This window comes from Serratia sp. HRI (assembly GCF_010119335.3).
GTDB lineage: Bacteria > Pseudomonadota > Gammaproteobacteria > Enterobacterales > Enterobacteriaceae > Serratia > Serratia nevei.
This window is the reverse complement of sequence record NZ_CP083690.1, coordinates 1,132,140-1,146,712: the sequence shown is the minus strand read 5'-3', so window position 1 is coordinate 1,146,712 and position 14,573 is coordinate 1,132,140. Positions and strand designations below refer to the sequence as shown.

The window sequence follows — 14,573 nt, the reverse complement described above, 5'->3', positions numbered from 1 at the left end:
ATCGGGCGCAATCGCAAGGTTGCGCCTTTTTTATTGCCGCTCTCCCGCCCATCGTTGTTGTACAGGCCCTCAGCCATCCGCCATCGATGGAGGGCGGGCCGCCCCTCCGGTTACTTTTTTAGGGTTCGTTCAATGTTGATTGAAACGTAAATCCAGAGGAGTAATTCAATGGCTCAAATGTTAAAAGAAGATCTGCAGTTCAACGCAGGAAAAGCCGCCGATGAGGTCAATCGTGGCGGTGAATTGGTTGAATATACCCCTGAACAGTTTGGCGCCGTAGGCGATGGCCTGGCTGATGATCGAGAGGCTGTCAGCGCTATGTTCGCTAAAGTGGCTATTGACGCTGCTAAATCGATAAAAAAACGCCAGGTCAGAATGGCGAATGTTTATAGATTGACGCTGGGTACGGCTTGGCAGCCTTTGCAGATCCCCAGCAACTGCCATGTTTATGGCGGTGGTGAAATTCACCTGGATGACGATACGCCTCAAATCAACATTTTTAATACCGTTGAACAGTCGAATTTTATCGTAGAAGATCTGAGGATCACGAGAAAGGCGACTCAGAAAGATGCAGATCCTATTTGGTGGTACGCCACTCGCGCGTGTACCGGCATGGCTTTCACCCGTTGTGAAAACTTCACCGTGAGAAATTGCGTCATCAGTATGCATACTGATGCTTTGGGCCTTTCTGACTGTACGTCCGTTACTCTTGAGAACAATTTACTTAAAGATCTGGGAGAGGAACCTATCGCGGTTCGTGGCGGCCGCCATATCACGATCCAGAATAACGAGCTGACGAATCACCAGGGCGACGGGATCCTGCTGAAAACGGGCGTGAACAGAGAGGCTTATGACATCTTAATCGTGAACAATCATATTCACGATGGGCACAAGCCTGCGAAACCGGCAGGGGCAGGGCACACGCAAAGAGGGGGCGGGGTGACGCTCAATAACGAGGTGACCGGCACGCCTCATTCATTCACTAACCTGACCGTTGCCAATAACCATATTGTTAATACCAGCTATGGCATCGCACTGGGTGGAATCAGTGACATTAATATCTCTAATAACTACATCAAAAGGATCGAAAGGTTCGGCATTCAGATAGACTATTCCTTAGTAAATAACCCCACCCAAATTCCTACGAATAATTCACGGATTATTGGGAATCACGTTGAAGATACCGTTGAGAATGGCATCGATTATCACGGCAATAACGATATTTCTGTCGCGGAGTCTGTTATCGCAGATAACTTTTTAAATTTCTGTGGTACCTCCACGGCGTCGGCCTTCAATGGCATTGCCGCAACGGAGGCAACCCTTTCAGGCAATATTATCAATAACTGTAAGGTCGCCCTGTTCGCCAATAGCTGCGTGATGACCGGTAACAAAATAACCCACTCCGGATGGACCAGTAGCCAGGTGTGGATCAAGCTCTATGGCGACCGCACGGTGTTTTCCGGCAATCGGGTAACGGACTCTGATTTTGGTTATATCCGCTTTTTGAATGGGAAAAACGCTATTATCGAAGGGAATGTGATTAAGCTTGCTGCGCCTGCTCGGGCACTGGAGTTAGGCGGGGCATTTGACGAAACGACCCTCATTGGCAAGAACGTCTGGGATTGCGCTTTTAAACCGATTCTCTCTACGATTGCTGGGGTAACGGGCAATCGACTTATTCAATATTCCTTCCCGAATGAAGGCGTGGGTCACATTACCCCTCAGATGTTCGGTGCGAAAGGCGATTGGAATGATACAGCTGGCGTTGGGACGGATGATACGCAGGCGTTTAAACAGGCTATCGCCTATGCGATTAATCAAGGCTACAAGAAGCTCTATGTTCCTGCCGGCAACTATTACATTACGGATACGTTAAATTTAGGGGGGGAAAACTACACCGGAGATAAAGGCATTGCGATAGAGGGTGAAAATTGGATTAGCACGAAATTCTTCTTTAAGCCGACGTCTAATGATCATGCGTGTTTTGAGTCGAAAGGCGGTTCCGGGATCCATACCAACAGATATATCAGCGACGTGACGATTACGCCGGCCAAGGGCGCGTTATATACGGGCACCGGCTATCGGATAAATGGTTCCTGCTTCATGCGGCATGAAAGACTGCTGATTATGAAGTTTTTTGTGAACCTACATCTGTTGAACGGCTATACCGGTGCGTTTACCGAGTTCGTCAGTTTTCACTCTTGCCGGTTCCACCGCGGCCTGTCCAATATATTGATGGAGAGTAATGGCGGGGATAGCTCCTTCCACGGCGTGGGGTTCCACGAAATTCAATGTCAGATAAAAGTCTCCGGCAATCCGGGCGATGGTGGCACAAATACGGATGCCGGCGTAGGGCTGGAGCTGAGAGGAAACGCCAACAGGGTGCGGTGGTACAACGGTTTCTGCTATATCCACCTGTTCGGCGGCGTCGGCGCTACGGCTATTAAACTCACCCGAACCGACACCGATAACATCTTGGGGCAGTTTACTTGCGAAGGTGAAGCTATTCTTCAGAGTGATGGAAGCACTTTTGAATGCCGAGGCGGTTTCTATAATGTGAGTAATACCACTTACAATGTGGCGGCAGAGCCGGTAAACGGCATCGCGGCGGCATTTGTATTTGATAACATGATGAGCAATACGACAAGATTCGCCAACGCGGCAATCGCCGATATGGTTCCGAGGCAGCTTCCGTGGTCCTTGGCGGACAGAGCCAGCAATGGCGCTTATCCAGCCATTTTTCATGGCATCAAGGGTGAATCCGATAACCTGTTCTATGCCGCCAGAGGGGGGAATACCAACTACCATTACTTTGGCGGCATTTCTCCAGGCAATAACCTTCAGGGATTTGAACCAGGCATCAGGTTGGCTCAGGACGGGGCTTCTTTAATTAGTTTTGCACCTAAGTTTACGCTCGGCGCTAATAACAATACGACCAGCAGTGGCGTATCCATCTCCCCTGCGGATTTTTCGCCGCAAAAGGATATCGCGACCGCCTTAGGACAACCTTCATTTAAATGGAGCGGGTTGTACACTAAGCAGTTAACGGTTGCGGATAATGGCATTTACCCGGCCGGCAACGGCGCTTACCCTATTGGCGGGCCGAATAACCAATTCTCCTCTGGCCACATAAAAGTGTTGAATATTTATGATTCAGCAAACGTGAACGGAGATCCCATAGGTGTCAGAGTCGCCGTCCCCGCTTCGGCCACCGCCCCCGGTAAAGTCGGCCAATGGTCGGCAGATTCCGCATTCTTTTATGTTTGTACGGCGGCCAATACCTGGAGAAGGATCGCGTTAGAAAATTGGTAGCAACCTGGCCCGCAACATATTACGTATTGATCCCCATCGGCCTCTGGGGCGGCGAGTGTCGTCGCCCCGGTTTTCCCTCTGTGTCATCCCGCCATTGCACTCTTTTTGTTCTCCCGCTGCGCGCCGCTGGTGCAGGCCGCTCGCCGTCGCTGTCATAAGTTTTAATTATAGTTTATTGAAATCATGAGATTAAAAATTGGCACGCCGGTTGCTCTGTTGAATCCCATCTTGTGTACCAGATGGAATTCAGCCGATGAGCGACCCTGTTGAAGCGTGCGGTTTTACCCTCAGTGAATGGCAGCACCATTATCAAACCCGTCCGGCGGGCGAGCGCCTCGCCTGCGTCAGCGCGACGATCGAAACGCTGATCGCCGGGCAGAACCCGGACGATAACGCCTGGCTGTATCTCGCCACGCCAGCGCAGCGCGAGCAGCAGTATCGGCAGCTCGCGCAGTTGCTGGCGGCGGTCGACGGCGATCTCAGTCGCCTGCCGCTGTTCGGCGTGCCCTTCGCCATCAAAGACAATATTGACGTCGGCGGCTGGCCAACCAGCGCCGCCTGCCCGGCGTTCACCTATCAGGCTGCGGCGGACGCCACCGTGGTCGCCAACCTGCGCGCCGCCGGAGCGATCGCCCTCGGTAAAACCAACCTCGACCAGTTCGCTACCGGGTTGGTGGGCACCCGCTCACCTTATGGCGCGGTGGTCAACAGCTTCGACAGCCGCTACGTCAGCGGTGGTTCCAGCTCCGGCTCCGCCTCGGTGGTGGCGCGCGGCCTGGTGCCGTTCGCGCTGGGCACCGACACCGCCGGATCGGGGCGCGTGCCCGCCGGGTTCAACAACATCGTCGGGCTGAAGCCGACCAAGGGCCGGTTGTCCAACCGCGGCGTGGTGCCGGCCTGCCGGTTGAACGATACGGTGTCGGTCTTCGCGCTGACGGTGGCCGATGCGGCGCAGGTGGCGGAACTGGCGAGCGGCTTTGACGAAGCAGATCCGTATTCCCGCCTCGATCCGCATACCGCGCCGGCGGATATTCCCGCCGCGCCGCGTTTCGCCATCCCCGCCCAGCTGGAGTTTTTCGGTGACGTTCAGGCCGAGCGGGCGTTTCACCGTGCGCTGGCGCAGCTGCAGGCGGGCGGCGCCACGCTGGAACCCCTCGATTTCGCGCCGTTTCGCACCCTGGCGGAGCAGCTGTATTACGGCCCTTGGGTGGCGGAGCGCACGGTGGCGATTGAGCAGGTGCTGGAAGCGAGCCCGCAGGCTATCGACCCGGTGGTGCGCGGCATCGTCGGCAACGGCCTGGGCTACAGCGCCTGCGACGCCTACAAGGCGGAATACCTGCGCGCCGAGCTGGCGCGGCAAATCGCCCAGCGGCTGGCACCGTTCGACGCACTGGTGGTGCCGACCGCGCCCACTATCCGCACCCTGGCGGAGATGGCGCAGGAGCCGGTGCTGTTCAATTCGCAGTTCGGCACTTACACCAATTTCACCAACCTGGCCGATCTGAGCGCGCTGGCGTTGCCGGGGCCGCTGCGCGAAGACGGTCTGCCGGCGGGCATCACCCTGATTGCGCCCGCCTGGCATGACCGGGCGCTGGCGGCGTTTGGCCTGCGCTGGCAACGGCAAAGCGCCTTACCGCTCGGGGCTACCGGCCGGGCACTGCCGCCGCAGCCCGCGCCGGCGCCGTCTTCGGGACACGTGCGTCTGGCGGTAGTGGGCGCTCACCTCAGCGGTATGCCGCTCAACGTCCAGCTGACGCAGCGCGACGCGGTGCGGGTGGAGCAAACCGTCACCGCCCCCTGTTACCGCCTCTACGCGCTGGCTGATACCGAGCCGCCGAAGCCGGGGCTGGCGCGCGTGGCGCAGGGAGCGGCGATCCGTCTTGAGCTGTGGGACATCCCGCTGGCCCGTTTCGGCGAGTTTGTGGCGGAAATCCCGGCGCCCTTGGGCATCGGCACGCTGCTGCTGGCGGACGGCCGGCGGGTGAAGGGGTTTATCTGCGAAGCCTGGGCGCTGGAAGGCGCCACGGATATCACTGAGTTTGGCGGCTGGCAGCCTTATGTCGCCAGCCTTAAGGGGCACGAACATGTTTAATACCGTACTGATTGCTAACCGCGGCGAAATTGCCTGCCGCGCCATTCGTACCCTGAAACGCCTGGGCGTCACCAGCGTGGCGGTTTATTCCGACGCCGACCGCAATGCGCCGCACGTCACCGAAGCCGATAAGGCGGTGGCGCTCGGCGGCGACAAGGCCGCCGACAGCTACCTGCGCATCGACAAGATCCTTGCGGCCGCCGCTGCCACCGGCGCGCAGGCGATCTACCCCGGCTACGGTTTTTTGTCCGAGAGCGCCGAGTTTGCCGAAGCCTGCGAGGCGGCGGGCATCGCCTTTATCGGCCCGACGGCGGCGCAGATCCGCGAGTTCGGCCTCAAGCACCGGGCGCGCGAGCTGGCGGCGTTGGCCGGGGTGCCGATGACGCCGGGCACCGGCTTGCTGGAGAGCGTTGAGCAGGCGGTTACCGCCGCCGGGCGCATCGGCTACCCGGTGATGCTGAAAAGCACCGCCGGCGGTGGCGGCATCGGCCTGACGCGCTGTGACGACGAGGCGGCGCTGCGCGACGCCTACGACAGCGTCAAACGGCTGGGAGAACAGTTCTTCCGCGACGCCGGCGCCTTTATCGAACGTTTCGTCGATCGGGCGCGCCACGTCGAGGTACAGATTTTCGGCGACGGCCAGGGGCGGGTGGTAGCGCTCGGCGAGCGCGATTGCTCGCTGCAGCGCCGCAACCAAAAGGTGGTGGAAGAAACCCCGGCGCCACACCTGCCGGCGGCGACCCGCCAGGCGCTGCATCGGGCGGCGGTGGCGCTGGGCGAGTCGGTGAATTACCGCAGCGCCGGCACCGTGGAATTCATTTACGATGCCGCGCGCGACGAGTTTTACTTCCTGGAAGTGAACACCCGCTTACAGGTCGAGCATCCGATCACTGAGATGGTCACCGGCCTGGATCTGATCGAAGGCATGCTGCAGGTGGCGGCGGGCGACGCGCTGGATTGGGCGGCGTTGCAACGCGCGCCGCAGGGTGTGGCGATTGAAGTGCGCCTCTACGCCGAAGACCCGCTGAAGAACTTCCAGCCCAGCCCCGGCGTGCTGACCGAGGTGCATTTCCCCGCCGACGTGCGCCTCGACGGTTGGGTGGCGACCGGCAGCGAAGTCTCGGCGTTTTACGACCCGATGATCGCCAAGCTGATCGTGCACGGCGCGGATCGGGAGCAGGCGCTGGAAAAACTGCGCGTGGCGCTGGCGGCGACCCGTTTGCACGGCATCGCCACCAACCTCGACTATCTGCGGCAGGTGATCGCCACGCCGCAATTTCAGCGCGGCGAGGTCTGGACGCGCCTGCTGGACGATGTGGGTTTCCAGCCGCACTGCCTCGAAGTGCTGCAACCCGGCACCTACAGCAGCGTGCAGGATTATCCCGGCCGTCTCGGCTATTGGGACATCGGCGTGCCGCCATCCGGGCCGATGGACGACTTCGCGTTCCGGCTGGCCAACCGCATCGTCGGCAACCACCCGGCGGCCGCCGGGCTCGAGTTTACCCTGCAGGGGCCGACGCTGCGCTTTCACTGCGACGCCACCATCGCGCTGACGGGTGCCAGCTGCCCGGCCGATTTGGACGGCGAAGCGGTCGCTTACTGGCGGCCGATCGCGGTGCGGGCCGGGCAGGTGCTGACGCTGGGGCGCGCCACGCACGGCTGCCGCACCTATCTGGCGGTACGCAACGGCTTTGACGTGCCGGTGTATCTCGGCAGCCGCTCCACCTTTGCGCTCGGGCAGTTTGGCGGCCACGCCGGGCGCACCTTGCGCGTGGCGGACATGCTGGCGCTCGCCCAACCGGCGCTGGCCGCCAGCACCACGCCGGCGCCGATCGCCGCGCCGCAGGCGATGGACGACAGCCTGATCCCGCACTACGGCGACCAGTGGCACATCGGCGTGCTGTACGGGCCGCACGGCGCGCCGGACTTTTTCACCGCCGAATCGATAGAGGCCTTCTTCGCCACCGACTGGCAGGTGCATTACAACTCCAACCGTCTCGGCGTGCGCCTGGCGGGGCCGAAGCCCGAATGGGCGAGAGAGGACGGCGGCGAAGCCGGTTTGCATCCTTCCAACGTGCACGACTGCGAGTACGCCATCGGCGCGATCAATTTCACCGGCGACTTCCCGGTGATCCTGACCCGCGACGGGCCCAGCCTCGGCGGCTTCGTCTGCCCGGTGACCATCGCCAAGGCCGAGCTGTGGAAAGTGGGGCAGGTGAAGCCGGGCGACCGCATCCGGTTCCATCCGATCGGCTTTCGCCAGGCGCAGTCGCTGGAGCAGGCACAGCTTGGCAGCATCGAAGCGCTGGCGGCAGTGAAGGCCATCACCCTGCCGCCGCCGGATCTGGCCCCGGCGGAGACCGTTTCCGCCGCGGTGCTGGCGGCGCTGCCGGCGGCGGAAGGGCGCCCGGCGGTGGCGTATCGCCAGGCGGGGGACGGTTACATCCTGATGGAGTACGGCGACAACGTGCTCGATCTGGCGCTGCGGCTGCGCATCCATCTGCTGATGCAGTCGCTGCGGCAGGAGGCGATACCGGGCGTGGCGGAGCTGGCGCCGGGCGTGCGTTCGCTGCAGATCCGCTACGACAGCCGGCTGATAAGCCAGGCCGACCTGTTGCAGCGCCTGCTGGCGCGCGAACGGGCGCTGGGGGACGTCAGCCGCCTGAAGGTGCCGACGCGCACCGTCTGGCTGCCGATGGCGTTCGAGGATTCGGCCACGCTGGGCGCGGTGGATCGCTATCAGCAGACGGTGCGCGCTTCGGCGCCCTGGCTGCCGAACAATGTCGATTTCATCCAGCGCATCAACGGCCTGAGCCGACGCGAACAGGTACGCGACATTCTGTTCGACGCCAGCTATCTGATCCTCGGGCTGGGGGACGTCTACCTCGGCGCGCCCTGCGCGGTGCCGCTCGATCCGCGCCATCGCCTGCTGAGCTCCAAATATAACCCGGCGCGCACCCACACCGCCGAAGGGACGGTCGGCATCGGCGGCATGTACATGTGCATCTACGGCATGGATTCGCCGGGCGGTTACCAGCTGGTGGGGCGCACGCTGCCGATCTGGAACAAATTCCTCAAAAACCCGCAGTTCACCGCCGGTGAGCCCTGGCTGCTGCGCTTCTTCGATCAGGTGCGCTTCTACCCGGTCAGTGAGCAAGAGTTGGACGAACAGCGCGAAGCGTTCCGTGAAGGGCGCATGCAGGTGCGCATCGAAGAGAGCGAATTCGACTTCGCTGCCTACACCGATTTCCTGGCCGACAACGCGGAGGCGATCGCCGACTTCCAGCATCGCCGGCAGCAGGCGTTCAGCGCCGAAGTGGCGCGCTGGCGCAGCGATGACGACGAGGCCGAGGCGCAGCTGTTGCCGCCGGAGGAAGAAGACGCCATCGACGGCGATCTGGTCAGCGCCGATCTGAACGGCAGCGTGTGGAAGATCCTGGTGGAGCCGGGGCAGGCGGTGGCGGCCGGGCAGCCGCTGATCGTGGTCGAGGCGATGAAGATGGAATTGGCGGTCACCGCGCCGCGCGCCGGGATCGTCAAACGCATCAGCTGCCGGCAGGGGCGGCCGGTCGGGCCGGGCGACGCCCTGCTGTGGCTGGAAAAAGCGGTCTGAACGGAGGGGCGATGATGCAAATCACCAACGGGGAGCACAAGGCGCGGCCTGAGGGGCTGGCGGAGCGCATTTATCTGCAGCTCAAGGCCGACATCTTCGAGTTTCGCCTGCTGCCGGGCGATCGCTTCAGCGAAAGCGACGTGGCGCAGCGTATGGCGGCCAGCCGCACGCCGGTGCGTCAGGCGCTGTTTCGGCTGGAGCGCGAAGGCTATGTCGAGGTGCTGTTTCGCAGCGGCTGGCAGGTGCGGCCGTTCGACTTCGCCTACTTCGAAGAGCTGTACGACCTGCGCATCGTGCTGGAACAAGAGGCGGTGAAACGGCTGTGCGAATGGCCGGCCGGGGAAACGCCGGCCGCGCTGGCGGCGCTGAACCGTTTTTGGACAGAAGCGCCGCGTCTGGCGGACGGCCAGGCGGTGTCGCAGCACGATGAGCAGTTTCATCAGGCGTTGGTGGCCGCAGCGGGCAACGGCGAGATGGCGCGCATTCACCGCGAGCTGACCGAAAAGATCCGCATCATTCGCCGGCTGGATTTCACCCAGCAGGCGCGGGTGGACGCCACCTACCGCGAACACGCCGCCATTTTGCAGGCGATCCTGCAGCGGCAAAGCGGGGCGGCGCAAGCGCTGCTCGGCGAGCATATCGCCGTCAGCAAGGCAGAGGTACGAAAAATAACGCTGCACATGTTGCATCAGGCGCGGGCCCAGCAGCCCGCGCGCTCGGCGCAACGATTTTGATTTCACACACATCAGGAGTTTGAACTATGCAACGTCGTCGTTTTATCAAAGCTTTTGCGCTGTCCGCCGCCGCTATCGGCCTGGGCCTGGCCTGGAGCGCGCAGGCCGCCGACACCATCAAGGTCGGCATTCTGAGTTCGCTCTCCGGCACCATGGCGATTTCCGAGACGCCGCTGAAGGATGTGGCGCTGATGACCATCGACGAGATCAACGCCAAAGGCGGGGTGCTCGGCAAAAAGCTGGAGCCGGTGGTGGTGGATCCGGCCTCCAACTGGCCGCTGTTCGCCGAGAAGGCGCGCCAGCTGCTGAGCCAGGATAAGGTGGCGGCGGTGTTCGGCTGCTGGACCTCGGTGTCGCGCAAGTCGGTGCTGCCGGTGTTTGAGGAGCTGAACGGGCTGCTGTTCTACCCGGTGCAATACGAAGGCGAAGAGATGTCGCCGAACGTGTTCTATACCGGTGCGGCACCGAACCAGCAGGCGATCCCGGCGGTGGAATACCTGCTGAGCGAGGACGGCGGCGGCGCCAAGCGCTTCTTCCTGCTGGGCACCGATTACGTCTATCCGCGCACCACCAACAAGATCCTGCGCGCCTTCCTGCACAGCAAAGGCGTACAGGACAAGGATATCGAAGAGGTCTATACGCCGTTCGGCTACAGCGATTACCAGACCATCGTCGCCAACATCAAGAAGTTTGCCGCCGGCGGCAACACGGCGGTGATCTCCACCATCAACGGCGACTCCAACGTGCCGTTTTACAAAGAACTCGCCAACCAGGGCGTCAAGGCCACCGACGTGCCGGTGATCGCCTTCTCGGTCGGCGAGGAAGAGCTGCGCGGCATCGACACCCAACCGCTGGTGGGCAACCTGGCGGCCTGGAACTACTTCGAATCGCTGGATAATCCGACCAACAAGCAGTTTGTCAGCCAGTGGAAAGCCTACACCAAGGCGCACAACCTGCCGAATTACGCCACCGCGGTGACCAACGATCCGATGGAGGCGACCTACGTCGGCCTCCACATGTGGGCGCAGGCGGTGGAAAAGGCCGGCACCACCGACGTCGATAAGGTGCGCGCCGCGATGGCCGGGCAAACCTTCGCCGCGCCGTCGGGCTTCACGCTGACCATGGACCAGACCAACCACCATCTGCACAAGCCGGTGATGATTGGCGAGATCGAAGGCAACGGCCAGTTCAACGTGGTGTGGCAGACCGAAGCGCCGGTGCGCGCGCAGCCGTGGAGCCCGTATATCGCCGGCAACGACAAGAAGCCGGATTACCCGGTGAAGGGCGGCAAGTAACGTCACTCAGCGCCGGCGCGGCCCAACGCCCGCCGGCCCAACAGAAGAGGCAGCTGATGCAATCTCCGTTTTTATCTTCTCTGCGCGTCGGGCTGTGGCTGCTGTGCGCCTGGCCCCTGCTGGTGCAGGCCGGGCCGGCCGATGAGTTTGCGGCGGCCAACCGTGCGCAGCAGGCCAAACTGCTGCAGGCCTGGGCGGCCGAGCCGGACGCCGCGCGCCTGCCGCTGCTGCAGGGGCTGCAGCAGGAAACCGTGGCGATCGACGGGGCGAAGCGCGCCTTTATCCGCCAGGGCGATCGCTATCTGCCGCTCGAGGGCGAGGCGGCCCCGGTTGGCGAACTGAAGAAGGTGTGGCTGAACAACCGGCTGCGCATTCTGATTGCCAACGCATTGTCGGCGCAGCGGCTGGTCAGCGCGGACGCGGCGGTGCGGCTGCAGGCGGCGAGCGCGCTGCAGCGCGAAGCGAACGGCGAGCAGCTGCCGCTGTTGGCTCGGCAGCTGGCGCGGGAAACAGACCCGCAGGTGCATCAGGCGCTGAGCCTGGCGCTGGCTAACCTGCAGCTGACCGACGGCAATCCGCAGGTGCGTTTCAATGCGGTGCGGCTGTTGGGCGAATCGGGCGAGCCGGAAACCCGCGCCCGACTGCAAGCGTTGACCGACGCCGCCCACGAGCCGGACGCCGCGGTGCGCGCCGAGGCGCAACGCAGCCTGCAGCAGGTGCAGCACCGCCTGATGATCGGCGATCTGCTCGGCCAGGCGTTCAGCGGCCTGTCGCTCGGTTCGATCCTGCTGCTGGCGGCGCTCGGGCTGGCGATCACCTACGGCCTGCTCGGCGTCATCAATATGGCGCACGGCGAAATGCTGATGCTCGGCGCCTATTCCGCCTACCTGGTGCAGGGGCTGTTTCAGCAGTTTGCGCCGCAGTGGCTGGCGCTCTACCCGCTGGCGGCGCTGCCGGTGGCGTTCGCCATCACCGCCGGGATCGGCATGCTGCTTGAGCGCACGGTGATCCGCCACCTGTACGGCCGGCCGCTGGAAACCCTGCTGGCCACCTGGGGCATCAGCCTGGTGCTGATCCAGCTGGTGCGGGTGCTGTTCGGGGCGCAGAACGTCGAGGTCGCCAACCCGGCGTGGCTGTCGGGCGGCGTGCAGCTGTTGCCGAACCTGGTGCTGCCGTGGAACCGCATCGCGGTGATCGCGTTCGTGCTCTTGGTGCTGGCGATGACCTGGCTGCTGCTGAACAAGACCCGGCTCGGCATGAACGTGCGCGCGGTGACGCAAAACCGCGCGATGGCGGCCTGCTGCGGCGTGCCCACCGGGCGGGTGGACATGCTGGCCTTCGGGCTGGGATCCGGCATCGCCGGGCTCGGTGGGGTGGCGCTGTCGCAGTTGGGGAACGTCGGGCCGGAGCTGGGGCAAGGTTACATCATCGATTCGTTCCTGGTGGTGGTGCTCGGCGGCGTCGGTCAGCTGGCGGGGACGGTGGCGGCGGCTTTCGGCCTCGGCATCGTCAACAAGATCCTCGAGCCGCAGATCGGCGCCGTGTTGGGCAAGATCCTGATCCTGGTGCTGATCGTTCTGTTTATTCAAAAGCGCCCGCAGGGGCTGTTCGCCCTCAAGGGCAGGGTGATTGACTGATGAGCCAACCATTGACCGTAACCGGCGTGCAGAAAGCGCCCCGGCTGGCGTTGAGCATCGGCGGGCTGGCGTTGCTGGCACTGCTGGTGATGCCGTTCATGACGCTGTTGCCGGCGGATCATCCGCTGGCGGTGTCCACCTATACCCTGACGCTGGCGGGCAAGATCCTGTGCTACGCGGTGGTGGCGGTGGCGCTCGATCTGGTGTGGGGCTATGCCGGGCTGCTGTCGCTCGGCCACGGGCTGTTCTTCGCGCTCGGCGGCTACGCCATGGGCATGTACCTGATGCGACAGGCGGCGGGCGACGGGCTGCCGGCGTTTATGGCGTTCCTCTCCTGGAATGAGCTGCCGTGGTTCTGGAGCGGCACCCAGCATTTCGCCTGGGCGCTGTGCCTGATCGTGCTGGTGCCGGGCCTGCTGGCCTTCCTGTTCGGCTACTTCGCCTTTCGCTCGAAAATCAAAGGGGTGTATTTCTCGATCATGACCCAGGCGCTGACCTATGCCGGCATGCTGCTGTTCTTTCGCAACGAAACCGGCTTCGGCGGCAATAACGGCTTTACCGGTTTCACCACGCTGCTCGGCTTTCCCATCACCGCCGCCGGCACGCGGGTAGCGCTGTTCCTGGCGACGCTGCTGCTGCTGGCCGCCAGCCTGGCCATCGGCTTTGCGCTGGCGCGCAGCAAATTCGGCCGGGTGCTGACCGCGGTGCGCGATGCGGAAAACCGGCTGACCTTCTGCGGCTACGATCCGAAGGGTTTCAAGCTGTTCGTCTGGACGCTGTCGGCGGTGCTGTGCGGGCTGGCCGGCGCGCTCTATGTGCCGCAGGTCGGCATCATTAACCCCGGCGAAATGTCGCCGACCAACTCGATCGAGGCCGCCATCTGGGTGGCGCTCGGCGGGCGCGGCACGCTGGTGGGGCCGCTGCTCGGCGCCGGCATCGTCAACGGCGCCAAGAGCTGGTTCACCATGGCCATTCCCGAATACTGGCAGTTCTTCCTCGGCCTGATGTTTATCGTCGTCACGCTGTTTCTGCCCAAAGGGGTGATCGGCCTACTGCGCCGGAGGAAAACCTCATGAAAGCGATGCAAGTGACCGACGAGCTGTTTACCCACCCGTTGCCGGCGGATAAATACCGGCAGCAAACCGATCCGGTGCTGCAGCTCGACAACGTCAACGTCAGCTTCGACGGTTTTCGCGCGCTGACCGATCTGTCGCTGCGCATTGGCGTCGGCGAACTGCGCTGCGTGATCGGCCCCAACGGCGCCGGCAAGACCACGTTGATGGATGTGATCACCGGCAAGACCCGGCCGGACAGCGGCAGGGTGTTTTACGATCAGACCGTCGATCTGACCCGGCTGGCGCCGATGCAGATCGCCCACGCCGGCATCGGCCGCAAGTTTCAAAAACCGACGGTGTTCGAGGCGCTGACGGTGTTCGAAAATCTGGAGATCGCGCAGAAAACCCGCAAATCGGTGTGGGCCTGCCTGCGCGCTCGCCTGAGCAGCGAACAGCGCGACCGCATCGACGAGATGCTGAAGATCCTGCGGCTGGGGCATGAACGCCACCGGCCCGCCGGGCTGTTGTCCCACGGGCAGAAACAGTTTCTCGAGATCGGCATGCTGCTGGTGCAGGAACCGCACCTGCTGCTGCTCGACGAACCTGCGGCCGGCATGACCGACGCCGAAACCGACTACACCGCCGAACTGTTCCGCGAGCTGGCGGGCAAGCATTCGCTGATGGTGGTGGAACACGATATGGGGTTTGTGGAAACCATTGCCGATCGCGTGACGGTGCTGCACCAGGGGCAGGTGCTGGCGGAAGGATCGCTGGCGCAGGTGCAGGCCGATGAACGGGTGATTGAGGTATATCTGGGGCGCTGAGGAGGCGTAAC

8 protein-coding genes are annotated in these 14,573 nt (G+C 62.6%); all 8 read left to right on the top strand.

Annotation, left to right across the window (positions count from 1 at the left end):
• Positions 1-168: 168 nt before the first annotated feature.
• Positions 169-3,312, top strand: coding sequence for a right-handed parallel beta-helix repeat-containing protein (locus tag GF111_RS05555; RefSeq protein ID WP_038880090.1), 3,144 nt, complete (start codon positions 169-171; stop codon positions 3,310-3,312).
• Positions 3,313-3,565: 253 nt separating this feature from the next.
• Positions 3,566-5,404: an allophanate hydrolase gene (gene atzF, locus GF111_RS05550; protein ID WP_147191334.1), complete on the top strand. Its 1,839-nt coding sequence runs from the start codon at positions 3,566-3,568 to the stop codon at positions 5,402-5,404.
• Positions 5,397-9,017, top strand: a complete 3,621-nt coding sequence (gene uca, locus GF111_RS05545; protein ID WP_147191332.1) for an urea carboxylase — start codon at positions 5,397-5,399, stop codon at positions 9,015-9,017. Before atzF ends, uca begins: the two co-directional genes overlap by 8 nt.
• A 14-nt stretch (positions 9,018-9,031) precedes the next feature.
• Positions 9,032-9,751: a GntR family transcriptional regulator gene (locus tag GF111_RS05540; RefSeq protein ID WP_038880441.1), complete on the top strand. Its 720-nt coding sequence runs from the start codon at positions 9,032-9,034 to the stop codon at positions 9,749-9,751.
• A 26-nt stretch (positions 9,752-9,777) separates the two neighbouring features.
• Positions 9,778-11,046 (top strand): urea ABC transporter substrate-binding protein, encoded by a 1,269-nt coding sequence (urtA, locus tag GF111_RS05535; protein WP_147191330.1) that lies wholly within the window; start codon positions 9,778-9,780, stop codon positions 11,044-11,046.
• Between the two features lie 56 nt (positions 11,047-11,102).
• Positions 11,103-12,683: an urea ABC transporter permease subunit UrtB gene (gene urtB, locus GF111_RS05530; RefSeq protein WP_038880099.1), complete on the top strand. Its 1,581-nt coding sequence runs from the start codon at positions 11,103-11,105 to the stop codon at positions 12,681-12,683.
• Complete coding sequence (gene urtC / locus GF111_RS05525) at positions 12,683-13,759, top strand: urea ABC transporter permease subunit UrtC (RefSeq protein ID WP_147191328.1); 1,077 nt, start codon at positions 12,683-12,685, stop codon at positions 13,757-13,759. The genes urtB and urtC overlap by 1 nt, the downstream gene beginning before the upstream one ends.
• Positions 13,756-14,562 carry an urea ABC transporter ATP-binding protein UrtD gene (gene urtD / locus GF111_RS05520; protein WP_033637599.1) on the top strand — a complete coding sequence of 269 codons (807 nt, stop codon included), beginning with the start codon at positions 13,756-13,758 and terminating at the stop codon, positions 14,560-14,562. Before urtC ends, urtD begins: the two co-directional genes overlap by 4 nt.
• Positions 14,563-14,573: the final 11 nt, after the last annotated feature.